Origin of the sequence: Acuticoccus mangrovi (assembly GCF_016411865.1) — a bacterium.
GTDB lineage: Bacteria > Pseudomonadota > Alphaproteobacteria > Rhizobiales > Amorphaceae > Acuticoccus > Acuticoccus mangrovi.
In genome coordinates this window covers 642,296-667,847 of sequence record NZ_JAEKJA010000001.1, presented here as the reverse complement: position 1 = coordinate 667,847, position 25,552 = coordinate 642,296, and the positions used below count along the sequence as shown (strand labels likewise).

Annotated in this window: 25 protein-coding genes; 12 read left to right on the top strand and 13 right to left on the bottom strand. The window is 70.3% G+C overall.

Annotation, left to right across the window (positions count from 1 at the left end; translation table 11 throughout):
- Positions 1–119 precede the first annotated feature (119 nt).
- The 3 genes from JCR33_RS03065 to JCR33_RS03055 all read left to right on the top strand — a co-directional run bounded on the left by JCR33_RS03065 (position 120) and on the right by JCR33_RS03055 (position 2,557).
- A complete protein-coding gene (locus tag JCR33_RS03065; protein WP_198880515.1) occupies positions 120–476 on the top strand; it encodes a hypothetical protein in 357 nt (118 codons plus the stop codon).
- 57 nt (positions 477–533) lie between these two features.
- Positions 534–1,394 (top strand): DUF6159 family protein, encoded by an 861-nt coding sequence (locus tag JCR33_RS03060; RefSeq protein WP_198880514.1) that lies wholly within the window; start codon positions 534–536, stop codon positions 1,392–1,394.
- 68 nt (positions 1,395–1,462) lie between these two features.
- Positions 1,463–2,557 (top strand): calcium:proton antiporter, encoded by a 1,095-nt coding sequence (locus JCR33_RS03055; RefSeq protein ID WP_198880513.1) that lies wholly within the window; start codon positions 1,463–1,465, stop codon positions 2,555–2,557.
- 26 nt (positions 2,558–2,583) lie between these two features.
- Here the strand turns inward: JCR33_RS03055 and JCR33_RS03050 are convergent, their stop codons facing one another.
- The 7 genes from JCR33_RS03050 to JCR33_RS25200 all read right to left on the bottom strand — a co-directional run bounded on the left by JCR33_RS03050 (position 2,584) and on the right by JCR33_RS25200 (position 8,518).
- A complete protein-coding gene (locus JCR33_RS03050) occupies positions 2,584–3,426 on the bottom strand; it encodes a creatininase family protein (RefSeq protein ID WP_198880512.1) in 843 nt (280 codons plus the stop codon).
- Between the two features lie 24 nt (positions 3,427–3,450).
- Positions 3,451–3,948 carry a nucleoside deaminase gene (locus JCR33_RS03045; RefSeq protein WP_198880511.1) on the bottom strand — a complete coding sequence of 166 codons (498 nt, stop codon included), beginning with the start codon at positions 3,946–3,948 and terminating at the stop codon, positions 3,451–3,453.
- Positions 3,949–4,029: 81 nt separating this feature from the next.
- On the bottom strand, positions 4,030–5,490 hold the full coding sequence (locus JCR33_RS03040; protein ID WP_332461104.1) for a sulfatase-like hydrolase/transferase: 1,461 nt from the start codon (positions 5,488–5,490) through the stop codon (positions 4,030–4,032).
- On the bottom strand, positions 5,487–6,995 hold the full coding sequence (locus JCR33_RS03035; RefSeq protein WP_198880510.1) for a tripartite tricarboxylate transporter permease: 1,509 nt from the start codon (positions 6,993–6,995) through the stop codon (positions 5,487–5,489). The genes JCR33_RS03040 and JCR33_RS03035 overlap by 4 nt, the downstream gene beginning before the upstream one ends.
- Before the next feature lie 8 nt (positions 6,996–7,003).
- Positions 7,004–7,507, bottom strand: coding sequence for a tripartite tricarboxylate transporter TctB family protein (locus tag JCR33_RS03030; protein WP_198880509.1), 504 nt, complete (start codon positions 7,505–7,507; stop codon positions 7,004–7,006).
- Positions 7,508–7,533: 26 nt separating this feature from the next.
- Positions 7,534–7,950: a tripartite tricarboxylate transporter substrate-binding protein gene (locus tag JCR33_RS25205; protein WP_198880508.1), complete on the bottom strand. Its 417-nt coding sequence runs from the start codon at positions 7,948–7,950 to the stop codon at positions 7,534–7,536.
- Positions 7,862–8,518: a tripartite tricarboxylate transporter substrate-binding protein gene (locus JCR33_RS25200; RefSeq protein ID WP_198880507.1), complete on the bottom strand. Its 657-nt coding sequence runs from the start codon at positions 8,516–8,518 to the stop codon at positions 7,862–7,864. The genes JCR33_RS25205 and JCR33_RS25200 overlap by 89 nt, the downstream gene beginning before the upstream one ends.
- Before the next feature lie 114 nt (positions 8,519–8,632).
- On the opposite strand from JCR33_RS25200, the gene JCR33_RS03015 reads away from it, so the two are divergent.
- The gene (locus JCR33_RS03015; protein WP_198880506.1) at positions 8,633–9,559 is read left to right on the top strand and encodes a LysR family transcriptional regulator; all 927 of its coding nucleotides are present in this window, start codon (positions 8,633–8,635) and stop codon (positions 9,557–9,559) included.
- Between the two features lie 13 nt (positions 9,560–9,572).
- Here the strand turns inward: JCR33_RS03015 and JCR33_RS03010 are convergent, their stop codons facing one another.
- From JCR33_RS03010 to JCR33_RS02985, 6 genes are read right to left on the bottom strand one after another with little or no spacing between them, the layout of a single operon-like run.
- Positions 9,573–11,027 carry a sulfatase-like hydrolase/transferase gene (locus JCR33_RS03010; RefSeq protein ID WP_198880505.1) on the bottom strand — a complete coding sequence of 485 codons (1,455 nt, stop codon included), beginning with the start codon at positions 11,025–11,027 and terminating at the stop codon, positions 9,573–9,575.
- Positions 11,020–11,340 (bottom strand): UxaA family hydrolase, encoded by a 321-nt coding sequence (locus JCR33_RS03005; protein ID WP_198880504.1) that lies wholly within the window; start codon positions 11,338–11,340, stop codon positions 11,020–11,022. Before JCR33_RS03005 ends, JCR33_RS03010 begins: the two co-directional genes overlap by 8 nt.
- Complete coding sequence (locus JCR33_RS03000) at positions 11,337–12,500, bottom strand: UxaA family hydrolase (protein WP_198880503.1); 1,164 nt, start codon at positions 12,498–12,500, stop codon at positions 11,337–11,339. The genes JCR33_RS03005 and JCR33_RS03000 overlap by 4 nt, the downstream gene beginning before the upstream one ends.
- Before the next feature lie 10 nt (positions 12,501–12,510).
- Positions 12,511–14,034 carry a tripartite tricarboxylate transporter permease gene (locus tag JCR33_RS02995; RefSeq protein WP_198880502.1) on the bottom strand — a complete coding sequence of 508 codons (1,524 nt, stop codon included), beginning with the start codon at positions 14,032–14,034 and terminating at the stop codon, positions 12,511–12,513.
- Positions 14,035–14,062: 28 nt separating this feature from the next.
- A complete protein-coding gene (locus JCR33_RS02990; protein WP_198880501.1) occupies positions 14,063–14,539 on the bottom strand; it encodes a tripartite tricarboxylate transporter TctB family protein in 477 nt (158 codons plus the stop codon).
- 59 nt (positions 14,540–14,598) lie between these two features.
- A complete protein-coding gene (locus JCR33_RS02985; protein ID WP_198880500.1) occupies positions 14,599–15,582 on the bottom strand; it encodes a tripartite tricarboxylate transporter substrate binding protein in 984 nt (327 codons plus the stop codon).
- Positions 15,583–16,238: 656 nt separating this feature from the next.
- On the opposite strand from JCR33_RS02985, the gene JCR33_RS02980 reads away from it, so the two are divergent.
- The 8 genes from JCR33_RS02980 (at position 16,239) to JCR33_RS02945 (ending at position 25,548) form a co-directional block, all read left to right on the top strand.
- Positions 16,239–17,717, top strand: coding sequence for a sulfatase-like hydrolase/transferase (locus JCR33_RS02980; RefSeq protein WP_211110011.1), 1,479 nt, complete (start codon positions 16,239–16,241; stop codon positions 17,715–17,717).
- Positions 17,717–19,105, top strand: a complete 1,389-nt coding sequence (locus JCR33_RS02975) for a hypothetical protein (RefSeq protein WP_198880499.1) — start codon at positions 17,717–17,719, stop codon at positions 19,103–19,105. Before JCR33_RS02980 ends, JCR33_RS02975 begins: the two co-directional genes overlap by 1 nt.
- On the top strand, positions 19,102–20,265 hold the full coding sequence (locus tag JCR33_RS02970) for a mandelate racemase/muconate lactonizing enzyme family protein (RefSeq protein WP_198880498.1): 1,164 nt from the start codon (positions 19,102–19,104) through the stop codon (positions 20,263–20,265). The genes JCR33_RS02975 and JCR33_RS02970 overlap by 4 nt, the downstream gene beginning before the upstream one ends.
- 17 nt (positions 20,266–20,282) lie before the next feature.
- On the top strand, positions 20,283–21,044 hold the full coding sequence (locus JCR33_RS02965) for a FadR/GntR family transcriptional regulator (protein ID WP_198880497.1): 762 nt from the start codon (positions 20,283–20,285) through the stop codon (positions 21,042–21,044).
- An 81-nt stretch (positions 21,045–21,125) separates the two neighbouring features.
- Positions 21,126–22,115, top strand: coding sequence for a Bug family tripartite tricarboxylate transporter substrate binding protein (locus JCR33_RS02960; protein ID WP_198880496.1), 990 nt, complete (start codon positions 21,126–21,128; stop codon positions 22,113–22,115).
- Positions 22,116–22,144: 29 nt separating this feature from the next.
- Positions 22,145–22,618 carry a tripartite tricarboxylate transporter TctB family protein gene (locus tag JCR33_RS02955; RefSeq protein WP_198880495.1) on the top strand — a complete coding sequence of 158 codons (474 nt, stop codon included), beginning with the start codon at positions 22,145–22,147 and terminating at the stop codon, positions 22,616–22,618.
- A 9-nt stretch (positions 22,619–22,627) separates the two neighbouring features.
- The gene (locus JCR33_RS02950; protein ID WP_198880494.1) at positions 22,628–24,121 is read left to right on the top strand and encodes a tripartite tricarboxylate transporter permease; all 1,494 of its coding nucleotides are present in this window, start codon (positions 22,628–22,630) and stop codon (positions 24,119–24,121) included.
- Entirely contained in the window at positions 24,118–25,548 is a 1,431-nt protein-coding gene (locus JCR33_RS02945; RefSeq protein ID WP_198880493.1) for a sulfatase family protein, read from the top strand. The genes JCR33_RS02950 and JCR33_RS02945 overlap by 4 nt, the downstream gene beginning before the upstream one ends.
- Positions 25,549–25,552: the final 4 nt, after the last annotated feature.

Genomic DNA, 25,552 nt, shown 5'->3' with positions numbered 1-25,552 from the left:
GCCCCCGTCACCCTCTGCGGCTTCGACGTCACCCGCCACGTCCGCGCCGGCTGCGCCATCCTCGACACGCTGCGCGCGCCAGGCGGCGGGGCGGCGGGGCGGCGAAGGCTGCAGCCGCCATGCTCTCCGCCGACGCCGAGCGCGGTCCCACCCTCCACGACCCCGGCGTCGTCGCCCACCTCCTCACCCTGGATCTCGCGACCGGCCGCCCCGACCCCATCGAAGGCACCACCGTCCTCGTCGAAGCGCCGCCGCCGGATGCCCCCCGCGTCGCCCTCGTCGACACCATCGGCGCCGAGGCACCCTCGCCCTCGTCGCGGTGCGCATCGCCACCCTCCCCCGACGTCCGCCGCGACGGGCGAAAGCATCCCCGCTCCGCACGGCAATGCTATCGTGACGCCGTGCCGACCACCCTCCGGCGGGTCGTCCGGTACCTCGTAAGGCCTTGTCTTTGCGGCCACGGCATGCAGGCTTGACGTAACCGGACCGGCACGCCGCCGGTCGAAGAACAACGCCAAGGGGTCGTGGACGGGATGAGCATCGGAACGCGGATCGGCCGAGCAGTCAGACTCACCCGCCAATCCCTCGCCATCATCGGCGACGACAAGAGCCTTCTCGTCCTGCCGATGATCTCCGGCATCGCCTTCTTCCTGGTGGCGGCCGCCTTTCTCGCCCCGGTCTTCGCCAGCGAGCAATTCCGAACCCTCCTCGAGGGCGACACGCCGAAGACCGAGTACATCCACTACGTCTACGGCTTCCTCTTCTATCTCGCCGCCTACACCATCATCACCTTCTTCAACGCCGCGCTCATCCACTGCGTGCTGGTGCGGCTCGGCGGGGGGCGCGCGTCGGTCGGCGAGGGCATCGGCTTCGCCCTCGCCCGCCTGCCGCAGATCCTCGCCTGGGCGGCGGTCAGCGCCACGGTCGGCCTCGTCCTCAACATCATCCAGCAGCGGGCGGGCTCGGCGGGGCGCATCCTCGCCGGCCTCGGCGGCCTCGCCTGGTCCATCGCCACCTATTTCGCGGTGCCGGTGCTCGTCGCGGAGGGCGTCGGGCCGGTCGAGGCGATCAAGCGCTCGGCCGCCGTGATGCGGCGCACCTGGGGCGAATCGCTCGTCGCCAACTTCGGCGTCGGCATCCTCGTCACCATCATCGTCGTCCTCGCCGGTCTCGTCTCCGGCCTCGTCGCCGCGGCGGGGGCACCCCAGGCCGTCACCCTCACCGTCATGACCGCGATGGCCGCCGTCATCGGCCTCACCGTGCTCGTTGCGACCACCCTCGGCGTGATCCTGCGCGCCATGCTCTACGACTATGCCGCAAACGGCCACATTCCGCCCGCCTTCGACGCCGCCGAGCTCCAAAGCGCCTTTACCCCCAAGCACAAGGCTGAGTAGCACCGGAGCGACCGCCAACCCGGCCCCGCCCCCACACACCGCCGGCGCGCAGCGAGGAGACATCCATCTTGGCACAGGCCGCGACCCATCCGACCCACCCGCTCTGGGTCATCCTCGTCCCCCTCGTCGCCGGAGCCCTCGTGGTGCTCGAGGAAACCCACGTCGTCCACCTCGACACCCTCGCGATCCAGCTCGTCGCCGCCCTCATCCTCGGCGCCGCCGTGTTCGCCGCGGTGCATCACGCCGAGGTGCTGGCGCTCAGGATCGGCGAGCCCCTCGGCTCGCTGGTGCTCGCCGCCGCCGTCACCGTCATCGAGGTCTCGCTCATCATCTCCATGATGCTCGCCATCGAGGGCGGCGGCTCGGAGATCGCCCGCGACACCGTATTCTCGGCGGTGATGATCGTCCTCACCGGCATCATCGGCCTCTGCCTCCTCGTCGGCGGCGTCTTCCATCGCGAGCAGGGCTTCCAGATCCAAGGGGCGAGCGGGGCGCTCAGCGTCCTCGCCACCCTCGCCACCCTCGCCCTCATCCTGCCGAACTTCACCGTCGCCGTGCCCGGGCCGGTCTACTCCACCGGCCAGCTGATGGGCGTCGGGCTGATGTCGCTGCTCCTCTACGCCCTCTTCATCTTCGTCCAGTCCTGGCGCCATCGGGACTACTTCATCGACATGGAGAACGCCGAAGAGGCCCACCCCCGCCCCGACGGTCGGCTCGTGGCGGTCAGCATCGTGCTCCTCGCCGTCTCGCTCCTCTCGGTGGTGCTGATCGCGGAAGGCCTGTCGCCGGCCGTGGAGGACGCCGTCTCCGTGGCCGGCCTGCCCGACGCCTTCGTCGGCGTCGTCATCGCCGCCCTCGTCCTGTTGCCGGAGGGACTCGCGGCGCTGAGGGCGGCGCGCGCCAACCAGCTTCAGAAGAGCCTCAACCTGGCGCTCGGGTCGGCGCTCGCGAGCATCGGCCTCACCATCCCCGTCGTGGGAGCGGCCTCGGTGATGATCGGCGCCCCGCTGAGCCTCGGCCTCGAAGCCGAGCACATCGTGCTCCTGGTCCTCGCCCTCTTCACCTGCACGCTGACCCTCACCACGGGGCGCACCAGCATCCTGCAGGGCGGCGTGCACCTCGTGATCTTCGCCGCCTTCCTCATCGTCGCCGCCGTCCCTTGAGATGGCGCGCCGAACGCCCCCAGGCCTCAGCGGCCCCTGGCAATTCCTGTGGCAGCGTCGGAGCGCAGCACCGCCACCACCCAGTCGACGATGAGGCGGTAGCTCGCCTCCCCCGTCTCGGGCAGCGCGTTGGCGGGATCGCCGGTGGGGCCGTCGGAAAACCCGGCGAAGCTCTCGTCGTCGTAGCGATAGCGGCCGATGGCGCCGCCGAGATAGGGCATCCTCTCCTCCACCTCGCTCGCCGGAAAGGAGGGATGCCACGACACCGCCCGCTCCATGTGGACGAGGTGCGGCGCCGTCACCAGCATGCGCGCCGTCTCCCCCTCGCCCGCGTGACCCTGCGGCTTCTCCGACTTCAGGATGCCGCTGCGATAGGTCTTCTGGGTGCCGACGAGCCAGTTGAGCGTGACGACGTTGGCCGGCGTCTGTTCCGTCACCTCCTTGGCGACGATCTGCATCGCCGGGTCGCTCTCCGCGTTCGCCATCAACAGATAGATGGTGCGAAAGCCGGAGCGGACGAGCTCGCGCACCACGGCGTCGGTGAGGTCGATCAGGAGGCGGTTGGAGATCGCGATGGTGCCGGGCCGGTCCTTCGGCGATTCGGAGAGGAACATCGGCGGGCCGAACGGGATCACCGGGCCGAGCACCGCGGCAAGCCCCTCGCCGGCGAGGCGGTGGATCGTGCGCCGCGCCACCTCCACGCCCTGATAGGTGTCGGTGCCGAGCGGCAGATGGGAGCCGTGCTGCTCGGTCGCCCCGAGCGGCACGATGACGGGCGCGCCCGCCGCGACGGCCGCCTCCACCTCCACCGAGGTCAGCGCCTCGAAGAGCGGCACGTCGGCGGGGGTGGCGGGAATGGGAAGGGTCATGAGCGGGGCTCCGGAAGAAGAGTGTCAGGCGCCGGTGCGGGCGCGCGAATAGGCGTCGATCACGGCGAGCGCCTCGGCAGGCAGGGCGCGCCGCGAGGGCTGCAGCCGTGCCTCGATGGGCCGGCTCACCTCGGTGCGCAGCACCATCGAATCGAGCGGCAGGGCGCGCGGCGTGTCGGGCCGCCTGGCGTAGATCTCGGCCGTCTCGCCAAGGGCCGCGCCATAGACCACGGCGTCGAGGTCGGCGGCGAGGATCGCCGCCGTGCACATCGAGCAGGGCTCGCACGAGGTGTAGATGGTGCAGCCCTTGAGCGAGGCGGTCTGAAGCGTGGCGCAAGCGGCACGGATCGCCACGATCTCGCCGTGCGCCGTCGGATCGTGGTCGAGATAGGTGGCGTTCACCCCCTCCCCCACGATCGTGCCGTCGCGCACCACCACCGCGCCGAACGGGCGCAGCCCGTCATTGGCGAGCGCCTGCTCGCTGAGCGCGATCGCCCGCCGCATGAAGTCGTCGTCGTTCATCGGTCCGCCCTCGCAAAGGACCGACGTCGGTGTCGGCCCTTCGGCGTGAGGGCAAGGACCGTGCCGCCAAAGGCCGTACCTTCAGGCGGGACCGCCGGAGATACGCGGCGTCTCCCCCGGCGCCGGCGTATAGGGGAAGCTGCCCGCGCTCATCACCTTTTCCGACCCGCCCAGCGCCTCGATGCGGGCGGCCTGGTCGGCGAAGGCACGCGCATTCACCGCCTCCGGGTCGCAGATCTCGCGCAGCCGCCGCTCGCCCTCGACGAGCACCGCCTCGTAGCCCGCCTCGAGCGCGAGGTCGCGCGTCTCGAAAGGGTCGGCCTCGAGGTCGTAGAGCTGCGGCCGGTGGTCCACGTAGTAGACGTACTTGTAGCGGCCGAAACGGACCATGAAGATGCCGGTGATCGAGGCCACCGCGTGATATTCGCTGAACGCGGTGCGGTCGAAGTCGGCCCCCTCGACGATGGCGAAGAGCGAGCGTCCCGGCAGGTCCGCGTCGGCGGGATCGGGCGCGACGCCCACCGCTTCGAGGATCGTCGGATGGGCGTCGATCAGCGACACCGGGGTGGCGACGCGGCGTCCCGCGGGCACGTCCTTGCCGGCCATGATCATCGGGATCGCGGCCGACTCCTCGTACATGTTGGACTTTCCCCAGAAGGTCCGCGTGCCGAGATTGTCGCCATGGTCGGAGGCGTAGATCACCACCGTATCCTCGGCGAGGCCGGTCGCCTCCAAGGTGGCGAGGATGCGGCCGACATTGTCGTCGAGGAAGGACACCATGCCATAGTAGGCGGCAACCGCGATGCGCACGTGCTCCTCGTCGCGGAAGTGGTCCTCGTAGCTCTGGACCGCGCGCAGGGTGCGCAGCACCGGGTGGTCTGGAAAGTCTCCGGCCTCGCGCAGCCGCGGCATCGGCACCTCGTCAAGCGGATAGAGGTCGAAGAATTCCGGCGACGCCACCAGCGGGAAGTGCGGGCACACGAACGAGACGAAGCAGGTCCACCCCTCGCCCCGCTCCCCGGCGGCGGCGGCGCGGAGCCAGTCGCAGGCGGCGTCGCGGATCTGCCGATCGTAGGCGATGTAGGTCGATTCCCCCGGCCCCGCGTCGCCGGCGAGCTGGGCCGTCGACGGGCGCTTCGGCGGCGGGCGGCGGATCATGCCCTGAATGTCGCCCTCGCCGTTGAGGACGTGAAGCGGCAGGATCTCGTCGTCGAAGCCGGCCGGATCGGTGGAGCCGCGATAGTGCAGCTTGCCGATGGAATCGCAGCGGTGGCCGGCCGCCTGCAGCCGATGGCCCCACGCCGGCGGCGTCCCGGCATAGGGGAAGGCGTTGTCCCAATGGCCGATCTGATGGACGTAGCGGCCGGTGGCGAAGGCGGCGCGCGCCGGCACGCAGATCGGGCAGTTGGTGTAGGCGGCGTCGAACACCGTCCCGCGCGCGGCGAGCGCGTCGAGGTGGGGCGTCTTGATGGTCTCGTTGCCGTAGAAGCCGGCGACGCGCTTGGAGTGCTCGTCGGACATGATGAAGAGGACGTTCGTCACGAAAGAGTCTCCTTGGCGCGACGGTTGCGGGACTTCGAGAGGGCGGACTGGGCGAACGGCCAGACGAGGGTGAGCGCCGAGACGGCGAGGAAGGCGAGCGCGATCGGCCGGTCGAGGATCGCCCAGAAGCCGTCGGCGGTGAGCTGCATGCCCGAGCGCAGCTCCTCCTCCAGAATGCCGGCGAGCACGAAGCCGATGACGAACGGCCCCAACGGCACCCGGCAGCGCGCCATGGCGAACCCCACGAGGCCGAAGAACAGCATCACCCACACGTCGAAGATGCGGTTATGAAGGGCGTAGCAGCCGACGACGCAGGCGACGAAGATCGCCGGCAGCATCAGCGCCCGGTCGATCAGCATCAGCCGCGCGAGCCAGCGGACCGAGACGGTCATGATCGCGAACATCAGGACGTTGGCGAGGAGATAGGCCGCGACCAGCGCCCACACGAAGTCGCCGTTGTTCACGAAGAGCAGCGGGCCCGGCTGGATGTTGTGCAGGATGAGCGCGCCGAGCAGGATCGCGTCGATCGGGCTGCCCGGGATCCCCATGGTGATGAGCGGGATCAGCGCACCGCCCACGTTGGCGTTGTTGGCCGCCTCGGAGGCGACGATGCCCTCCTCCGAGCCGGTGCCGAACGCCTCCGGCGTCTTCGACATGCTGCGAGCGGTGGCATAGGCGACCATCGAGGAGATCGACGCCCCCACCCCCGGCAGGATGCCGATCCAGGTGCCGATGACGGAGGAGCGCAACAGGTTCGTCCCATGCTGGCGCCAGGTGCGGCCCGACAGGAGAAGCGACGCGCCGCCCACCTTGATGGGCGTCGCGTTCTTCTCGATGTCGAAGGCGTCGACGATGATCTGGCTCATCACGAAGACGCCGAGGAGCACCGGCAGCAGGGCGAAGCCGCCGTCGAGCTCGTGCCAGCCGAAGGTGAGGCGCAGCTGGCCGTCGGACGGGTTGAGGCCCGGAAGCGCGAAGGCGATGCCGAGGGCACCGGCGAGGAGGCCCTTCACCATCGAGCCCTGGCTGATCGAGGCGATGAGCACGAGGGCCATCAGCACCATCGCGAAATATTCGAACGGGCCGAAGGTGGTGGCCCAGCGCGACAGCGGCACCGAGAGTACCACCAGGAAGACGCCGGCGACGAGACCGCCCACCAGCGAGGCGCCGATCGAGAGGGCGAGGGCGCGCTCGGCTTCGCCCCGGGCGGCCATCGGAAAGCCGTCGAAGGTGGTCATCACCGACGACGGGGTGCCCGGCATCTTGAGGAGGGTGGCCGAGATCAGGCCGCCCGACACCGAGCCGACATACATCGACACCATGAGCACCAGCGCATGGGTGGAGTTCATGGTGAAGGTCAGCGGGATCGACAGCGCGATCAGCATGCCGCCGGTGAGGCCCGGAACCGCGCCCACGAAGATGCCGAGCGTGGTGCCGAGGAGCACCCAGAGAAACGGCACGGGGCTGAAGATGTAGCCGAACGCGCCCAGAAGGTCAGCGAGCATGTCGCCTCTCAGCGTGGGAGATCGATGAAGAAGAACTCGGTGAAGAGCAGCGTCCCGCCGATGCCGAGGACGACGGCGAGCGCGAGGCCGATCAGCACCTGGCGCCGGCGGAAGGTCGCGAGCAGCGCCGTTCCGAGCGCCAGAAACAGGATGGTCGCGACCATGAAGCCGAGGACCCCCGCCGCCATCACCCCGACATAGGCGACGGCGAGGGCGACGATGCCGCAGGCGACGTCCGGCCGGCGGCGATATCCGGTGTCCCGCTCGAGCGCGGGCCAGGGACGGGCGAGGAGCGCGCGGACGAGAACGATCGCCGCGAGCAGCAGGAGGACGACGGCGACGCCGCGCGGCACCGCCGCCGATCCGAGCGGATCGAAGAAGGGCGGCGGCACCTTCGCCGCCTGCCACAGGAGAAGGGCCGCGAAGGCCGCGACGACGAGGGCGAGGCCGACGTCGCCGCGCGGGGTATGGCTCGTGCCGAAGATCCGGGCGAGCCGTTCCGAAGCACGCATCGGCGAACCTCCCGGGACGCGGCCTGCTACTGCACCGCCTGCCGCGCCGCCGGCACCAGCGGCAGCGTCTCGGCGAGCGCCTCCTCGAGCTGCGCCTTGACGACGTCGGGCTCGACGAAGGTCGGGTTGAGGCCGAAGTCGCGCAGCTGCTGGGCCACCTCCTCCTGCGCCATCGCCTGGCGGAAGGCGTCGCGCAGCAGCTCAAGACGATCCTCCGGCGCCCCCTTCGGCGCGAGCCAGATGCGCTGGGAGGGCACCACCACGTCGATGCCGAGCTCCTTGGCCGTCGGCACGTCGGGAAGCTCGGGCACCCTCTCCTCCGTCAGCATGATGACGGGCTTGAGGCCCGATTCCTTAAACTGCACCAGCTCCTGCGTGGCGAACATCGCGGTGTCGGTATGGCCGCCGAGGAGCGACTGGTAGCGCTTCGCGCCGCCCCCCACCTGCACATAGCGCAGCTCCGCCCCCCACCTGCACATAGCGCAGCTCCGCGCCCGCCTCGGTGGCGACGCGCATCGGCACGAAGTGAACCGGCAGGCCGATATTGGCGGCGACCGTCACGGTGTTGGGGTTCGCCTTGGCGAAGGCGAGCATCTCCTCGAACGAGCCGAACCGGCTCTCCGCCGAGATCGCGAGGCCGAGGTCAGCAAAGCCCGTGGCGCCGATGATCTCGAAGTCGGACTGGTCGAAATCGACCACGCCCATCGCCTTGGAGGTGACGATGCCGTCGTGCCAGAGGCCGATGGTGTAGCCGTCGGGCTCGGCGTCCTTGATGGCGCGCGTGCCGATGGTGCCGCCGGCGCCGGCCATGTTGATCACCGCCACGTCGGGCAGGATGTCGCCGGTCTCGAACGCCTTCTGGAAGACGCGGGCGAGCCCGTCGATGGCGCCGCCGGGATCGGTGGGCACGATGATCTTGATGGGCTCGTCGGGATAGGCGAACGCGCCAGCGGGGGCGGCGAAAGCGAGTGCGCAGGCGAGCGCGACCCGTCGGGTGAAGTTGGGAACCATGTCCATCTCCCTTCCGGCCTTCGGCCTTCTTGTTCTTCGAAGGGATGGTGACAGCGGCTCGTTTAGGCTACAAGCTCTATCTGTTTAATAGGCAATTACTGAAGGTTATCGCCCATGGAAGGCAGACTGGCCGGTTACCTGATCGCCGTGGCGGAGCACGGCAGCCTGCGGGCGGCGGCCGAGCGGCTCGGCATCAGTCAGCCCGCCCTCACCAAAGCCGTGCTGCGGCTCGAGGACGAGGTGGGCGCGCCGCTGCTGGAGCGTGGCTCGCGCGGCGTGACCTTCACCACCTACGGCGAGGTCCTGTTGCGTCACGCGCGGGTGGTGCGGGCGTCGGTGCGCGAGGCGCGGGAGGAGATCGCGGCGCTGAAGCAGGGGCTCGCGGGCCGGGTGCGGATCGGCGCCGGCCCCTCCTGGCAGCGCCGGGTGCTGCCGGAGGTGATCGCGGCGTTTCGCGAGGACTGGCCGCTCGTGCGCCTCGAAGTCGTCGGGGGGATGGACGACCAGCTCAAGGCGCGCCTCCGGGAGGGCGAGCTCGACATCGTGCTCGCGGCGATCGCCTCCCCCGCCCCGATCGAGCCGGACCTCACCGGGCGGGCGCTGATCGACGACGAGTATCAGATCATCGCCCGCGCCACCCATCCGCTGGCGAGGCGGGAGACGCCGGTGGGTCTTGCCGAGCTTCTGACCCATCCCTGGATCCTGCCGGGCCGCACCTCGCTGATGGTGCAGCGCCTCACGGCGATCTTTCATGGCCACGGCCTGCCCGCCCCCGACGCGGTCGTCGAGACCGACATCGCCCCCCTCAAGATGGCGCTGATGCGGGAGGCGGACTATCTGAGCTTCCACGCGCTCGGCCAGCTGCGCGAGAGCGACCCCGGCCCGATCGTGGCGATCGACGCGCCGGAGGCCCGCTGGCGCCGCTCCGCCGGCATCATCATGCGCCGCGGCTCCGAGCCCAACCCCGCCGCCGGCGCGGTCATCGCGCAGATCGAGCGGATCAGCCGCACCGCCCTCGACCTCGTGCCGGTGGAGAGCTGAGGCGGCCATCGTCTCAGCGCACCGCGAGGGCGTTGATGGCGGGATCGAACGCCCAGACGTGCTGGCTGACGGGTCGCACCGTCCGCGCCCAGGCGGCGAGGATGTCCTTGTCGAGACGGGCGGCACGCATGCGCCGCGCGATCTCCTGCGCGTCCCATCCCTCGCCGAGGCGATGCTCGAGCTGCCGGCGGACGGTGTCGTAGGCGGGATGATCGGCGAGGTCGCGCGTCTCGCCGGGATCGGCCTCGAGATCGAAGAGCAGCGGCGGCTCGGCGTCGTAGAGGGAGAGCTTGTAGCGGCCGCGGCGGATCATGCGTTGCTGCACGGCGCGCCCGCCCGTCCAGTAGGGCACGGGGTCGGTGCAATATTCGCAGAAGGTCTCGTCGAACCAGGGCGCCGCCGCGTCCTGGGCGTGGCGCCAGAAGCTGACGCCGTCGGCGTTGGGCAGGCTGGGCGCCCCCATCGCCTCCAGCATCGTCTGGGAGAGGTCGATGAGGTTGACGACGGCACCGCGCCGCTCGCCCGCGGGCAGCACCCCCGGAAGGCGCATGAGGAGGGGGACGGCGGCCGATTCGTCGAAGAAGGTGTGCTTCCAGAAGAGCCCGCGTTCGCCGATGTGGTCGCCATGGTCGGAGGCGTAGACCACCAGCGTCTCGTCGAGCACGCCGAGGCGCTCTAGCGTGGCGAGAAGGCGGCCCATCATCTCGTCCATGCGGTGGACGAGGCCGTAGTAGGCGGTGCGGGCGCGCGCCTCGGCGGCCGCGTCCGGCAGGCCGATGCCGCGATCGCGCCGCCACCAGGCGTGGAAGGCATGCTCGTTGTCGGGCACACGGCGCGTCGGCGGCGGCACGCGACCCTCGTAGAGGGCGTAGGCCTCGGCGTCGGCGACGTAGGGGGGATGCGGCAGCATCAGGCCGACGGTGAGGCAGAAGGGCTCGCGCCCGCACTGCTCCAGCCAATCGACGGCGGCGGCCGTCACCGCCTCGTCCTTCGCCTGATAGGCGCTCATGCCGGGTCCCGAGGCGCTGCGCGAGCGCGGATCGGGGTCGTTGGCGCCGGCAAGCGGTCCGAGATCGTGCCGCGGCGGCCCGGGATAGTTGGGCGAGTGCTCGCCGACCTCGCGCTCGGCGTAGCCGTGAAGCTGATCGGGGCCGATCGCATGGAGGCGCCCGATGAGGGTCGGACGATGGCCGCCCGCCCCCATGGCGTGGAGCCAGGTGGGCAGGCTCGAGGGCAGGATGTCGTCGTTGGTCCAGCAGCCTTGGCGGAACGGCCAGCGTCCGGTGAGCATCGCCATGCGGCTCGGCACGCAGATCGGCGACGGGCAGTAGCAGCCATCGAACGTCACCCCCTCGCGGGCGAGACGGTCGAGCGTCGGGGTCGCGACGACGGGGTCGCCGTAGGCGCCGGTGACGTGCCGCGCATGCTGGTCGGAAAAGATGAAGAGGAGATTCTTGGCGTCAGCCATAGGCCTTGCTCCCCTGCGCCCGCCGGCTCTCGAGGTTGTGTTCGTGGACGTGGTCGCCGGGCGCGATCGCGGCCGTCGCGACGCCGATGACGGCGCCGTATTTGCGCACCTGTGCCCCGGCTTCGCACCCGCGCACCGCCACCTTGTGGCAGCGGGCGATGGCGCTGCGAGCCGTTACGGATTGCGCGGCGAGCGGCGCAGCCCCGCCGGGACCGACGAGCTCCAGCACCTCCCCCGCCGCGACCGGGGCGAGCACCGTCGCGACGTCGTCGTCGGCGTGGAGGATGATCGCGCGGGGCGTCTCGCGGCTCATAGCGAGGCTCCGAACCGGGCGATCACCTCCTCCCCGTCGCCGAGGATCTCGGCGAAGGTCATGGCGCCCGAGGCGGTGGCCCGCATCGCCTCCAGAAGCCGGCGCGCCGCCTCCTGAAGCGTCTCCTCGCCGGTGAAGGCGGCGGCGAGGTCGACGTCGATCTGGGTGCCGAGGCGGCGGGCGCTGTCGGGATTGCCGGTGATCTTGACGGTCGGCACCAGCACCGAGCCGAACGAGTTGCCGACGCCCGTCGCAAAGAGGTTGAGCGTCGCGCCCGCCGCCACGAAGCCGGTGAGCGATTCGGGCGCATAGGCCGGCGCGTCCATCAGATGGAGGCCGGGACCCGCCGGCGCCTCGCCATAGGCGAGAAGGCCGCTGATCGGGCTCTCGCCGGATTTCGCCACGGCTCCCAGCGACTTCTCCTCGATGGTCGTGAGGCCGCCGTCGATGTTGGTGCGGCTGGGGTTGGTGCCGGTGAGGTCGAGGCCCGCCGCCACCGCCTGCCGCTCGCGGGCGAGCACCGCGTCGACGAGGCGGCGGGCGAGATCGGGATCGGCGGCGCGCGCGGCGATGCGGTCTTCAGCGCCGAGCCATTCGGTGGTTTCCCCGAGGATCGCCGTGCCCCCGGCGCGCACCACCTCGTCGGCGATGCGGCCGATGGCGGGGTTGGCGACGAGGCCCGACGAGGGGTCGGAGCGGCCGCACTCGAGCCCGAGGACGAGCGCCGACAGCGGCGCCGCCACCCGCTGCGCCGCCGAGATCTCCTTGGCGAGCCGGGCAGCGTGGCGAACCCCGTCGTCGACGAGGCGCAGGGCGTCGTGGCCGGCGCCGTCGAGGGTGAGCGCCGCAACCGGCGTGCCCCGGGCAAGGGCCGCCTCGGCGATCTCCTCGACGAGCGGCGGGTCGGCCCCCACCACCAGCGTGGCGCCGGCGTTGGGGTGGGCGGCAAGGCCCTCGAGGGTGCGCAGGTGGGCGGCCTTGTCGGCGCCGAGGAGGCCGCTGCCATAGGGGGTGCCGGCGAACACCGCCCCCCTCACCCGCTCCGCGATGCGCCGGCCCGTCGGCCCCGTCAGCCCCGTGACCGAGAGGACGAGGAGGTGGTTGCGCGTTCCGACCCGCCCGTCCGGCCGGGCGAAGCCGGCAAAGCCCGCCGCGCTCACCGGGGCGCCCTCACGAGGAGGCCCCGTCGGCGCGAGCGTCGAGGCGACGCCGGGCCGACCGCGCGACGCGCCAGGCGCGGAACGCCGGCAGCAACAGGAGGAGGATCGAGATCAGCAGGAAGATCAACGGCAACGGCCGGGTGAAGATCGGCTCGATGGAGCCCGCCGTCATCATCAGCCCGGAGCGCAGCTTCTCTTCCATCAGCGGTGCCAGCACGAAGCCGATCACGAAGGGGCCGAGCGGGAAGCCGCCCTTTTCCATGGCGAAGCCGAGAACGCCGAAGGCGAGCATCACCCAGACGTCGAACATCGTGTTGTCGAGGGCGAAGGTGCCGATGACGCAGAACACCAGGATGACCGGCAGCATGAAGGTGCGCGGCACGTACATGATGCGCGCCACCACGCGCACCGATCCCATCATGACGACGTACATCACGACGTTGGCGACGAGGGCGGCCGCGATCATCGCCCAGACGACGTCGCTGTTGGTGATGAAGAGGGTCGGCCCGGGGGTGATCGAGTGGATCATCAGCGCACCGATGAGGATCGCGTCGATGACGGAACCCGGGATGCCCATGGCGATGAGCGGGATGAGAGCGCCGCCGATGGTGGCGTTGTTGGCCGCCTCGGAGGCGACGATGCCCTCCTCCGAGCCCTTGCCGTACTCCTCCGGCCGGCGCGACATGTTGCGCGCCGTCGTATAGGCCATGATGGACCCGATCGACGCGCCGATGCCGGGCAGGATTCCCACCGCGGTGCCGATCGCCGACGAGCGCAGCATGTTCCACATCTGGTCGCGCCAGTCCTTGACCGTCATCAGCATGCCGGAAACGCGCGTCTCGACCCGCTCCATGCGCTTGCCGATGGTGACGATGTCGCCGATCACCTGACTGACGGCGAAGATGCCGATGAGCACCGGCAGGAGCTTCAGCCCGCCGTTGAGCACGTACCAGTCCCAGGTGAGGCGCGGCTGGCCTGCGGAGGGGTCGACCCCCGGCATCGACACGAGCATGCCGAGGAAGCCCGCCACGAGGCCCTTCACCATGGAGCCCTGCGACACCGAGGCGATCAGCACCATCGCCATCAGGATGAGCGTGAAATATTCGAACGGGCCGAACCGTGTCGCCCAGATCGACAGGGGCTTGGCGAGGAAGAGGAGCACCACCCACGACACCAGGCCGCCCATGAAGGAGGCGGCGATGCCGAGGCCCAGCGCGCGGCCGGGGCGCCCGGCCATCGCCATCGGGTGCCCGTCGAAGGTGGTCACGACGTTGGAGGGGGTGCCCGGCATGCGCAGCAGCGTCGCGGTGATGAGGCCGCCGGTGATCGAGCCCACGTACATGCCGATCAGGAGCACGATGGCGTTGACGGGCTCCATGTAGAAGGTGAGCGGCAGCGTGAGGGCGATGAGCATCGCGCCGGACAGGCCGGGGATCGCGCCGACGACGATGCCCGCGACCGTGCCGATCAGCACGTAGAGGAAGGGCATCGGCGTGAAGATGTGGAGGAGCGCGCCGGTGAGACCGTCGATCATCGCATGCTCCGGGGGCATGAGGTTCGCATTAGAGGCCAGGCAGGTCGACGACGAAGAGTCGCGTGAAGACGAAGGCTGCGCCCCACCCCATGATCACCGCCACGAGGGCCGCGAGGACGAGGCCGCGCACGCGGAAGCGGATCAGGTAGCCGATGGTGAGGATGAGGTAGAGCGCGGTGAGCGGCGCGAAGTCGAGGACGTGCGCGCCGAGGACGGCGACGTAGATCACCGTGAGGACACCGGTGACGACGGCGTCGAGCGGGCGCGCCTCGTCGACGATCTCGGGCGCGGGGTCCCGCTCCCCGCCCGTGAGGGTGCGCCAGGAGCGGGCGGCGACGGCAAGGCTCAGCGCGATGATGAGGAGCGCCGTCGCCTGCGGCACTGGAGCCGAGCCGAGCGGCTCGAAGGTGCCGGGCGGGATGTCCCGCGTTTCCCAGAGGACCGCGAGGCAGCCGAGGATGAAGAAGAGGCTGACGCCGAGCGCCCAGCGAGCGGTGATGACCATCGATCAGCCCCACCGCCCGTTCGGGGCGACGGCCGCACGGAAGCGAGCCATCGCAGCGCCTACTTCTGCGCCGCCTGCTTAGCGACGGGCTCGATGCGCGCCCAGGTGTCGTCGAGCGAGGCCGCCATCTCTTCGCCGCGCAGGAAGACCGGGCCGAACATCTTGTCGTCGTAGAACTTCTTCACCCGGTCGGTCTGCGTCGCCTTCTGCAGCGCGTCGGCCACGCCGTCGATCGCCTCCTGCGGCGTGCCCTTGGGGGCGAACCACCAGCTCTGGACGCAATAGGTCATGTCGTAGCCGAGCTCCTGCATCGTCGGGACGTCGGGCAGGCCCTCGACGCGCTCGGCGCCGGTATAGGCGAGCGGCTTGATCTGGGTGTCGGCGATCTCGGTGCCGTCGGGATTGCGGGTGAAGTTCGCCACTTCGGCCGCCGACAGCACCGAGGCGTTGGTCTGGTTGCCGGTCAGCGCGGTGAAGTTGGCCGTCCCGCCGCCGATCTGCACGAAGCGGAACTTCGCCCCGTCGACGAGGTTCTGCAGAAGGATGCCGCCCATGTGGTTGATCGCGCCGAGGTTGGCGCCGAAGAGCAGCGTATCGGGCTCGTCCTTCGCCTTCTGAAGCAGCTCGTCGACCGAATCGATGCCCGAGTCCTTGCGCACCACCGGCAGGACGCAGAACTCGCCCGTCGTCGCCACCGGCTCGAAATCGCGGTAGCCGAAGTCGAAGATGCCGCCGCCTTCGCCCCCCATCAGCGCGATGTGGAGGGAGAGGAAGGTGTAGCCGTCGGGCTGAGCCTCCATCACCTGCCGCGCGCCGATCGAGAAGTGGCCGCCGACATTCACGACGGTGAGCGGCTGCGGCAGCAGATCGTTTTCCTGGATCGCGGCCTGGAAGGCCCGCACCACCTGATCCGACGTTCCGCCGGCCTTGAAGGGCACGATCACCTTGATCGGCTTCTCCGGCCATTCCGCGTGGGCCGCCGTCGACAGGCCCGCGAGCACGGCCGTGGCGAGCGCCACGCTTCGGGTGAAGTTGAGAACCATATCCATCTCCATTCCGGCATTCGCCGTCTTGTTCTTCTTCTGGATGTTGACAGCGAGCCGGATAGCTCGCAATCTCTATCTGATTAATAGTCTATAGCTACAGGTTATCGCTCCATGCTCCATGAGACGCCCCGCCGGTCGAGTGAGGCCACCTGCGACGACGCCCCGCCGTGCCTTCGCAAGGACGTCGCGCTTCCTGGCGCGGCGGTTTCCAAGGTCGCCACGCGTTCTCGCGCGGCAGCGTCCAAGGCCGTCGCGCGTCCTCGCGCCACGGTGTCGAGGCGCGGCGACGGGCAGCCGGCGGGCGGAGCGTCGGCCCGTTCGGTGGGGGTGTGGTGGCGGGGCGAGCGATCGCGCGCGTCGCGGGCGCCATGGCGGGGCGATGCCGACGCGCGTCGACCCTTGCCCGGCACAATCGTTCAGATCGAAACCTTCGCCCGTGTGACGTGGAGCACCGTGGAGACACGTGCTCACACGGCAGCCGCCGGCGCGGTGAACGCGCAGCGCCTCATCATGGTCGTCTCTCCCGGTCCGCATCTCTCCCGCCGTAAGTGGCGGTGGACGCGTGTGTTTTCGTTGGTTAGACCAACACACTATAAATGGAGCGCCCGGCCGAGGACAAGCCCGGTAAAGCGGCGCCGCACGGGAGAAACAGCATGAATATGACCGAGAAGCGGCCGAATGTGCTGCTGATTGCGGTCGACCAGTGGCCCGGACATCTGTTCGGCTACCGGGGACATCACGCCATCGAAACGCCGACCATCGACCAGCTGGCGCGCAACGGGGCGATCTATCCGCGGGCCTACTCGGAGTGCCCGATCTGCATTCCGGCGCGCCGCACGCTGATGACCGGCACCAGCCCCCGCACCCACGGCGACCGCCTGTTTCAGCCGGCCGCGCCGATGCCCGACCTGCCCACCCTCGCCGGCACCTTCCAGGCCGCGGGCTACCAGACGGCGGCGGTGGGCAAGATCCACGCCTTCCCGCCGCGCGCCCGCATCGGCTTCGAAGAGGCGCTGATCGCCGAGGAAGGGCGCCCGCAGCTCGGCGCCGTCGACGATCACGACCTCTACCTCAGCGATCGCGGCTTCACCGGCAAGCAGTTCATGCACGGCATGTCGAACAACGACTATGGCTGGCGCACCTGGCACCTGCCGGAGGACTGCCACGTCACCAACTGGACGACGTTCGCGATGTGCCGCACCATCAAGCGGCGCGACCCGACGCGGCCCGCCTTCTGGCACCTCTCCTACACCCAGCCGCATCCGCCCATCGTGCCGCTCGCGGCCTATCTGGAGCGCTACACGCGGCGCGAGATGCCCGCCGCCCTCAGCGCCCCCTGGGGCGACGACGTGCCCTATGCCCTCCAGGCGGTGCGCGGCTACTGGGACCAGCTCCCGTCCGACCGCCTCGCCGACGTGCGGCGCGCCTTCTACGCCCTCTGCACCCACATCGACGCCCAGCTGCGCCTCGTGATCGGCACCCTGCGCGAGGAGGCCGTGCTCGACGACACGATCATCCTCTTCTGCGGCGACCACGGCGACATGCTGGGAGACTTCGGCCTCTACGCCAAGCGGCTGATGTACGAGGGCTCGGCCAACGTGCCGATGATCCTGATCCCGGCGAAGGGCGATCGCCGCGTCGCGCCCGGCACCACCGACATGCGCCTCGTCGGTCTGCAGGACGTGATGCCCACCCTCCTCGACCTTGCCGGAGTGCACGTGCCGCAGACCTGCGACGGGTTGCCGATGACCGGCGAGGCGCGCCGCGAGACCCTCTACGGCGAGGCGCTCGAGGGGTCGCGCGCGACGCGCATGATGCACGACGGCCGGCACAAGCTGATCTGGTATCCGACCGGCAACGTGGTGCAGCTCTTCGACCTCGAAGAGGACCCCGACGAGCGCGTCGACCGCGCCGGCGACCCCGCCTACGGCGCGGTGGAGGCCCGCCTCACCGAACGCCTCATCGGCGAGCTCTATGGCGTCGACGGCGGGCTCGCCGAGGCCGGCCGCCTCGTCGGCACGCCGGCCGAACGCTACGTGCCGGTGCCCAATCGCGGCCTCTCCGGCCAGCGCGGGCTCCACTATCCTGAGCCCCCGCTCGACGATCCCGCCAACGTAGTGGGAGCGGGCTGATGGAGTTCGGCATCACCGTCCTGCCGGAGTGGGCGCAGGCGGAGGGTATCGAGCGGGTGCTCGACAATCTCCAGGCGGCGGGCGCGACCGCGGTCGCCACCAGCCCCTACGTGATGGAGCCGATGGCCGACGGTGCCGGCTCGCGCGAGCCGCCCGCCGACGGTGGCGCGGGCAAGGTGCGCCTCCTCGACCGTCCGCTCTGGGGCCGCCGCTCGCTCCACGTGCGCACCGCGCCGAGCTTCATTCCCGACCGCGCGCTCTATGAGGGCCTCGCCTACCAGCCCCCCGCCCCCGACAGCCTCACCGAGCGGGAGGGCCACGTGGTGGCCGACTTCATCGCGGCGGCGAAGGCGCGCGGGCTCAAGGTGCACCTCCAGGTGCAGTCCGCGATCCCGCCGGGCTACCGCGTGCAGTTCGGCGGCCCGCGCCCCGAGGACCAGCCGCTCGGCCCCGACGGCGCCCCGGTGCCCGACCGCGTCGACCTCAACGCCAGCCTCGCCGCGCCCGAAATCCTCGCCTACGCCGCGGCGCTCGCCAAGGATCTCGCCCGCGCCTATCCGCAGATCGACGTCCTGCGCATCGACTGGCCGGAGATGCCGCCCTACCAGTTCGACGCCCTGTTCTTCGACTTCTCCCCCCACGCCGTGGCGGTTGCGATGGAGATGGGCATCGACGTCGCTCGGATGCGCCGCGACGCGCTGGCGCTGAAGGCGATCCTCACCGGGGGGCTGACCGACGGCGGCCTCGAAGAGGTGGTGGCCGACCCCTCGCCGGTGCGCTGGTACGCCCTCCTCGCCGAGCGCTTCGCGGGCGTTGCCGACCTCCTCGTCCTGAAGCGGCGGCTGCCGCACGATCTCGTCGCGCGCTGGCGGGAGGCGCTGCCCGCCTCGATCGGCCTCCTGCCGCAGGCCTTCCCGCCGCCCTTCACCATCGTGTCCGGCTTCGACTTCGCCGCGATCGCCCCCCTCGCCACGGAGATCGGGGTGAAGCTCTATACGATGCACTGGCCGATGATCCTCAGGGACTGGGGCACGGCGATGTCGGGGAGCGCTGTCTCCGACCGCGCTCTCGCGATGGCGCTCGTCGCGCTGACGGGCACCGGCAGCGGCGAGACGAGCCTCGACGCGCTCGTCTATCCCGAGCCCGACGTGCCCCACAGTGCGGGCGACGCCGCGATGGCCGGCAAGATCGCCGCCGCCCGCCGCGCCGTCGCCGGCCGGGTGCCGATCGCCGCCTTCGCCCACGGCTACGGGCCGGTGGACGACGTCGCCCGGCGCGCCCGCGTCGCCTTCGAGGCCGCCGAGGGGCGCATGTGGATCAACCGCTACGGCTATCTCTCCGACGAGAAGCTCGCCGCGCTCGGCGCGATCGTGAGGAACGAACGATGACAGCGACGGATATCGAGCCCATCACGCTGCGGCGCGTCGCGACGATGGTGCTGCGCGTGCCCCTCGCCGAGCCGATCCCGACGGCGTTCGGCGGGCGGATGGACGCTCGCGTGACGCTTCTTGTCCGCCTCGAGGACGCCGAGGGCGCCGTCGGGTGGGGCGAGGTGTGGTGCAACTTCCCCACCTTCGGCGCCGAGCATCGGGCGTTGCTGATGGAGCGCATCATCGCCCCGCTGGTGCTGTCGCAGCCGCTCGTCCCGGCCGAGGCCGCGGCCGCACTGGAGCGGCGCCTCCACACCCTCTCGCTGCAGACCGGCGAGTTCGGTCCGCTCGCCCAGGTGCTCGGCGGCTTCGACATGGCGCTGTGGGACCTCGCCGGGCGGCGGGCGGGTGTTCCCACCCATCGCCTGATGGGTTCCACCGTCGATGCCGTGCCCGCCTATGCGAGTGGCATCAACCCCACCCGCCCGGACGAGACGGTGCGGGCGGCGCAGGCGGTGGGCTTCCGCGCCTTCAAGCTGAAGGTGGGCTTCGGCCGCGAGCGCGACCTCGAGAACGCCGCCGCCGTCGCCCGCTGCCTGCGGCCGGGCGAGGTCTTCGTGGTCGACGCCAACCAGGCATGGAGCGTGGAGGAGGCCTGCCAGATGGCCGAGGCGCTCGCCCCGCTCGGGCCGCGCTGGCTGGAGGAGCCGCTTCCCGCCGACGCCACCCCGGCGGACTGGAAGCGCGTCGCCTCGGTCGGCGTGCCGCTCGCCGCGGGGGAGAACATGCGTGGCCTTGCGACGTTCGTCGCGGCGCTCGCGGAGGGCTGGCTCTCCGTCGCCCAGCCCGACGCCGGCAAGTGGGGCGGCCTCTCGGGCGGCCTCAAGGTCGCGCGCCGGGCGCTCGGCGCGGGGCGACGCTTCTGCCCCCACCATCTCGCGGGGGCGATCGGCCTCACCGGAGCCGCCCACCTCCTCGCCGCCTCGGGCGGCGACGGGGTGCTCGAGACCGACGTCAACGACAATCCGCTCCGCTCCGTTCTCGCCGGTCCCTTGCCGGGGCTCGTCGACGGGCGCTGGCCGCTCGCCGACGCGCCCGGCCTCGGCCTGTCGCCCGACCGCGTCGCCATCGCCGCCTGGGTGGCGCGGGAGGGAGAAGTTTGCGCGGGAAGCGTGTAAACTGGTCGTACCAACGCATGACACGACCCGGAGACATCGAGCCGATGACGGTGAAGCTCTACCAGACGATCGCCGCCGACCTTCAGAGGGAGCTCGACGCCGGCGTGTGGAAACCGGGCGACCGGCTGCCGCCGGAGCGCGTGCTCGCCACCCGCTTCGGCGTCAGCCGCACCTCGCTGCGCGAGGCGCTTCTGGCGCTGGAGTTCGCCGGGCGGCTGGAGATTCGCGACAGGGCCGGCGTCTATGTCCGCGAGCCGGAGGCGACGGTGGCGCTGCCCGCCTTCGCCGACCTGCCCGGCCCCTACGAGGTTCTGGAAGCGCGCCGCCTGATCGAGGGCGAGGCGACCTACCGCACCGCCCTGCGGGCAAGCCACGCCGAGCTCGCGGTGATCGTCGACGCGGCACGCCGCCTCGCCGCCATCGACCAGAACGATCTCGTCACCTTTCAGCGGATCGATCGCGCCTTCCACGTCCACATCGCCCACGCCTGCGGCAACTCGGTGCTCGCCGAGCTCGTGGTGGCGCTGTGGGACCAGCGCGACGGGCCACTGTGGAAGAGCTGGTATGAGGGCACCCGCTCCACCGAGAACCGCACGCGCTCGAGCCAGCAGCATCTCGAAATCGCCGCCTTCCTGGAGGCGCGCCAGGCGCAGCCTGCGCGGGCGGCGATGGAACGACACATCGACACGATCATCGAACGCTTCCTGCGCTACGGCGCGGAAGCGACGGACGCTGACCCGATGGTGGCGCCCCGCACCAAGGCGAAGGCCAGCGGATAGACGTCACCGATTTTGGTTGGACCAATTCCTTGCCGGGTGCTAGCGTCCCGCCCAACAAGGATAAGATTTCGGGAGGATCCCATGTCGCCGACCCGCCGTTCCGCGCTCCGACGCGGCCTTGCCCTGTCGCTCGCCGCCGCACTCTCTCTCGCCGCCCCGCTCGTCGCCGGCGGCACCGCATCGGCGCAGGAGGCCTGGCCGCAAAAGCCGATCCGCGTCATCGTCCCCTTCAAGCCCGGCGGACGCACCGACGTGGTCGCCCGCCTTCTCGGCAAGGTGATCGAGGAAAAGGGCCTCCTGCCGCATCCCCTCGTGATCGTGAACATGGATGGTGGCGGCGGCGCCATCGCCGGACGCGCCGCGCTCGACGCGGACGACGGTCACACCGTCCTCCACTGGCACCACCAGATGCTCATCGCCAACGCAATGGGGCTGATCGACTTCGGGCCGGACGCGTTCACATCCATCGGCTTCACCGGCGGGGGCAGCCCGGTGTGGGCCGTGCGCGCCGATTCCGGCTACGAAACGCTCGCCGACGTGGTCGACAAGCTGAAGGAGGAACCCGGCAGCCTCGTGGAAGCGATCGGCATCGGCTCGATCCCCCACTTCGTCGGCGCCCTCCTCGCCAAGGAGGCCGGCTTCGAGACGCGCAAGGTGCAGGCCAACAGCGGCGCCGACCGGCTCAAGATGATCGCCGGCGGCAACGCCGACATCGCCCTCTTCGCCGCCTCCGAATATCTCAACGCCAAGGACGTGGCGGGCGGTCTCGACGCCGTCGTCTTCTTCGGCCCGAACCGGATCGACAACATCCCCGACGTGCCGACCGCCAAGGAGCTCGGCTACGACGTCACCTGGGCCAACCCCAACTGGTGGCTCGCCCCGGCCGACATGCCGGCCGAGCACGCCGCGATCCTCGCTGAAGCGCTGAAGACGGCGATGGAGGACCCCTCGATCCAGGAATATTTCGCCGAGAACGCGCTCGACGCCTACTGGACGCCCGGCGACGAGGCGCAGGCCGAATCCGAAGCCCTCCTCGAAGACCTCAAGGAGATCGCGGCCGAGATCCGCTGACGCCCGTGACCCCACCGGAGCGCTCGCGCATGATCCCTTCGCGCCAGGCGGCCGGCGACCTCGCCCTCGCCGCCGCCGTGATCCTCGTGGCGGTGGTCGTGTGGATCGCCACCGCCGACCTGCCCCCGCCGCGCTACGAGCCGGTGGGCTCGGCCGCCCTTCCCCGTGGCATCTCCGCCATCATGGCGCTCCTCGGCGCGCTCCTCGCCGCCCGCACCCTCATCGGCGCCGAGGCCCCCGCGACGGCAGCGGGCGAGCGGGTCGGGATGCGCGCCGTGGTGCGGCTTCTCGTCCTTTGCGGCCTCACCCTCGCCTACGTCGCCGCGATGGACGGGCGCCTCGTCGGCTTTCGCCCGGCGACCATCGCCTATCTCTTCCTCGCGACCCTCGCCCTCGCCGGGATCACCCTCCGCCGCGTCGTGACGGCCTTCGCCTTCGCCGCCCTCCTCGCGGTCGGCCTCCACGCCCTCTTCACCCACTTCTTCTACATCGACCTGCCGTGAGCGCCCGGGATGCTTGACGCCTACGTCGCCCTCATTGCCCCGTGGCCGCTCCTCTATCTCGCCATCGGGACCGCCCTCGGCATCGTTATCGGCTCGATCCCCGGCCTCACGGCCTCGATGCTGATCGCCCTCACCCTGCCGCTCACCTTCCAGATGGACGCGACCAACGCCATGACGCTGCTCATCGGCGAGTATGTCGGGGGGATCTCGGGCGGTCTCATCGCGGCGACGCTGTTGCGGATGCCGGGCACGCCGGCCTCGATCATGACCACCTTCGACGCCTTCCCGATGGCCCAGCGCGGCGAGGGCGAGCGGGCGCTCGGCCTCGCCGTCGCCGCCTCCTTCTTCGGCGGGTTGGTCTCGTGGGGCTTCCTCGCCGTCCTCTCCCCGCCGCTCGCCCGCCTCGCACTCACCTTCGGGCCGTGGGAGTATTTCACCCTGGTGCTGATGGCGCTGGTGATGCTCGCCTCGCTCTCGCAAGGCTCGCTCCTCAAGGGCCTGATCGGCGCCTGCCTCGGCATGCTCTTCGCGATGCCCGGCATCGACCCGTCGATCGGCCAGCTCCGCCTCACCTTCGGCTTCAACGACATGACGGGCGGGCTCAACCTCCTGCCGGTTCTGATCGGCACCTTCGCCGTCAGCCAGATCATCAAGGACGTGCTCACGATCGACGTGGCGCTGCCGCGCGTCGACGTCGGTCGCGGCGTGAAGGTGGGCCTCGGCGACGTGCGCCGGCACGGGCCCAACGCGCTGCGCTCGGCCGTCATCGGCACCTGGGTGGGGCTCCTGCCCGGCATCGGCGCCAACATCGCGGCGATGCTCGCCTACGCCACCGCCCGGCAGGTCTCGCGCGAGCCGGAGAAGTTCGGCACCGGCCACGAGCCCGGCGTCGTCGCGGCCGAGACAGCCAACAACGCCTCGATCGGCGGCGCTCTCATCCCGCTCATCACGATGGGCATCCCCGGGTCGGTCACCGAGGCGATCCTGATCGGGGCGCTGATCATCCACAATCTGCAGCCGGGGCCGCTCCTCTTCGCCACCAATCCGGAGGTGGCCTATGGCGTCATCGCCTCCTATCTCGGGGCCAATCTCGTGATGGTGGTGTTCATGCTCGCCTCGATCCGCTGGATCGCCAGGCTGATGTACCTGCCGCGCCCCTATCTCGTCAGCGCCATCCTGATGTTCTGCGTGGTCGGCGCCTTCGCTCTCAACAACCGCTTCTTCGACGTGTGGGTGATGCTCGCCTTCGGCGCCATCGGCTACTTCCTGGAGCGAGCCAAAGTGCCACTCGGACCCTTCGTGATCGGCTTCGTGCTCGCCCCGATCGCCGAGGAGCAGTTCCGCGCCGCGCTGATGAGCTCGGCCGGCGACCCCTTCACCCTCTTCACCCGCCCCTTCGCCACCGTCTTCTTCTTCGTTTCGATGGCGACGCTCTCTTGGCCGTTCATCACCGAGCGGCTGCGCCGGCGTCGCGCCACGTCCCACGGAGCCGACCGCCGATGATCGACCGCCCCAACATCATCCTCATCATGACGGATCAGCAGCGCTACGATTCGATCGCCGCGCTCGGCTACCCCTATGTGGAGACGCCCACCCTCGACCGTCTCGTCACCGAGGGGACGATCTTCACCAACTGCCACATCACCGCCGCCTCGTGCGTGCCGTGCCGGGCGAGCCTCTTCAAGGGCTACTACCCGCACACCACGGGCGTCCTCAGCAACGGCCAGCCGTGGCGCCATACCTGGGTGGAGCAGCTCGCCGAGGCCGGCTACCGCTGCGTCAATGTCGGCAAGATGCACACCATCCCCTACGATGCGAAGGCCGGCTTCCACGAGCGCTACGTGGTGGAGAACAAGGACCGTTACATGGAAGGGCGCTGGTTCTTCGACGAGTGGGACAAGGCGCTCGCCGCCCACGGCCTCGTTAAGCAGCAGCGCGAGCTCTACCGCCAGCGGGCCGACTATCGCGAGCGCCTCGGCGCCTTCGAGTGGGAGCTGCCGGAGCATCTCCATTCCGACGTCTTCGTCGGCAACATGGCGCGCTGGTGGGTCGACACCTACCCGCCGACGCAGCCGCTGTTCCTGCAGGTGGGCTTTCCCGGCCCCCACCCGCCCTACGACCCGCTGCCGGGCCTCGCCGAGCGCTATCTCGGCCGCAACGACCTGCCGCTGCCGAAGCCGACAAGGGACGAGCTCGACCGGCTGCCGACGCCGTTCAAGGAGCTGCGCGCCCACAATGTGGAGGTGGACCACGATTCGGTGGTCTGGTCGCTCGATCCTACCGACGACCAGCTCCAGCGGCTGTGGGCCCACTATCTCGCCAACGTTACGATGATCGACGCCAAGATCGGCGAGCTCCTCGCCTCGCTGAAGGCGCGCGGCTATCTCGACAACGCCGTGGTGTTCTTCGCCTCCGACCACGGCGACTGCATGGGCGACCACGGCCAGATCCAGAAATGGTCGATGTACGAGGAGATCACCCGCGTGCCGCTGATCGCCTGGTCGCCCGGCCGCTTCGGGGCGGGCAAGCGGGAGGATCGGCTCTGCCAGCTCTTCGATCTCGGCCCCGCCATCCTGGAGCTCGCCGGCGTCACGGTGCCGGAGAGCTTCGAGGCCCGCTCGCTGCTTCCCGCCATGGAGGGGCGCGCCTGGACGCCGCGAGACTACGTGTTCTGCGAGCAGGCGGGCGACGTGAACCTCACCGGCACCTCCTTCATCACCATGGTGCGCTCGAGCCGCTACAAGCTCGTCTACTTCAAGGGGATCGAGGAAGGGCAGCTCTTCGACCTCGAGGCCGATCCCAAGGAGGTGGACACGCTGTGGGATTCGCCCGCCCATCAGGCGATCAAGCAAGAGATGCTGGGCGTTCTGCGCGACTGGCTGATCGACAGCAACTACCACACCCGCGACTGGATGAGCGCGGCGCGCTGACCCG

Excerpts from the sequence above, each read along its gene's own strand:
- JCR33_RS03065 (WP_198880515.1), top strand. The coding sequence starts at position 120 with ATGCTCTCCGCCGACGCCGAGCGCGGTCCCACCCTCCACGACCCCGGC.
- JCR33_RS03060 (WP_198880514.1), top strand. The coding sequence starts at position 534 with ATGAGCATCGGAACGCGGATCGGCCGAGCAGTCAGACTCACCCGCCAA.
- JCR33_RS03050 (WP_198880512.1), bottom strand. The coding sequence starts at position 3,426 with ATGACCCTTCCCATTCCCGCCACCCCCGCCGACGTGCCGCTCTTCGAG.
- JCR33_RS03045 (WP_198880511.1), bottom strand. The coding sequence starts at position 3,948 with ATGAACGACGACGACTTCATGCGGCGGGCGATCGCGCTCAGCGAGCAG.
- JCR33_RS03035 (WP_198880510.1), bottom strand. The coding sequence starts at position 6,995 with ATGCTCGCTGACCTTCTGGGCGCGTTCGGCTACATCTTCAGCCCCGTG.
- JCR33_RS03030 (WP_198880509.1), bottom strand. The coding sequence starts at position 7,507 with ATGCGTGCTTCGGAACGGCTCGCCCGGATCTTCGGCACGAGCCATACC.
- JCR33_RS25200 (WP_198880507.1), bottom strand. The coding sequence starts at position 8,518 with ATGGTTCCCAACTTCACCCGACGGGTCGCGCTCGCCTGCGCACTCGCT.
- JCR33_RS03015 (WP_198880506.1), top strand. The coding sequence starts at position 8,633 with ATGGAAGGCAGACTGGCCGGTTACCTGATCGCCGTGGCGGAGCACGGC.
- JCR33_RS03010 (WP_198880505.1), bottom strand. The coding sequence starts at position 11,027 with ATGGCTGACGCCAAGAATCTCCTCTTCATCTTTTCCGACCAGCATGCG.
- JCR33_RS03005 (WP_198880504.1), bottom strand. The coding sequence starts at position 11,340 with ATGAGCCGCGAGACGCCCCGCGCGATCATCCTCCACGCCGACGACGAC.
- JCR33_RS02995 (WP_198880502.1), bottom strand. The coding sequence starts at position 14,034 with ATGATCGACGGTCTCACCGGCGCGCTCCTCCACATCTTCACGCCGATG.
- JCR33_RS02990 (WP_198880501.1), bottom strand. The coding sequence starts at position 14,539 with ATGGTCATCACCGCTCGCTGGGCGCTCGGCGTCAGCCTCTTCTTCATC.
- JCR33_RS02985 (WP_198880500.1), bottom strand. The coding sequence starts at position 15,582 with ATGGTTCTCAACTTCACCCGAAGCGTGGCGCTCGCCACGGCCGTGCTC.
- JCR33_RS02980 (WP_211110011.1), top strand. The coding sequence starts at position 16,239 with ATGAATATGACCGAGAAGCGGCCGAATGTGCTGCTGATTGCGGTCGAC.
- JCR33_RS02975 (WP_198880499.1), top strand. The coding sequence starts at position 17,717 with ATGGAGTTCGGCATCACCGTCCTGCCGGAGTGGGCGCAGGCGGAGGGT.
- JCR33_RS02970 (WP_198880498.1), top strand. The coding sequence starts at position 19,102 with ATGACAGCGACGGATATCGAGCCCATCACGCTGCGGCGCGTCGCGACG.
- JCR33_RS02965 (WP_198880497.1), top strand. The coding sequence starts at position 20,283 with ATGACACGACCCGGAGACATCGAGCCGATGACGGTGAAGCTCTACCAG.
- JCR33_RS02960 (WP_198880496.1), top strand. The coding sequence starts at position 21,126 with ATGTCGCCGACCCGCCGTTCCGCGCTCCGACGCGGCCTTGCCCTGTCG.
- JCR33_RS02955 (WP_198880495.1), top strand. The coding sequence starts at position 22,145 with ATGATCCCTTCGCGCCAGGCGGCCGGCGACCTCGCCCTCGCCGCCGCC.
- JCR33_RS02950 (WP_198880494.1), top strand. The coding sequence starts at position 22,628 with ATGCTTGACGCCTACGTCGCCCTCATTGCCCCGTGGCCGCTCCTCTAT.
- JCR33_RS02945 (WP_198880493.1), top strand. The coding sequence starts at position 24,118 with ATGATCGACCGCCCCAACATCATCCTCATCATGACGGATCAGCAGCGC.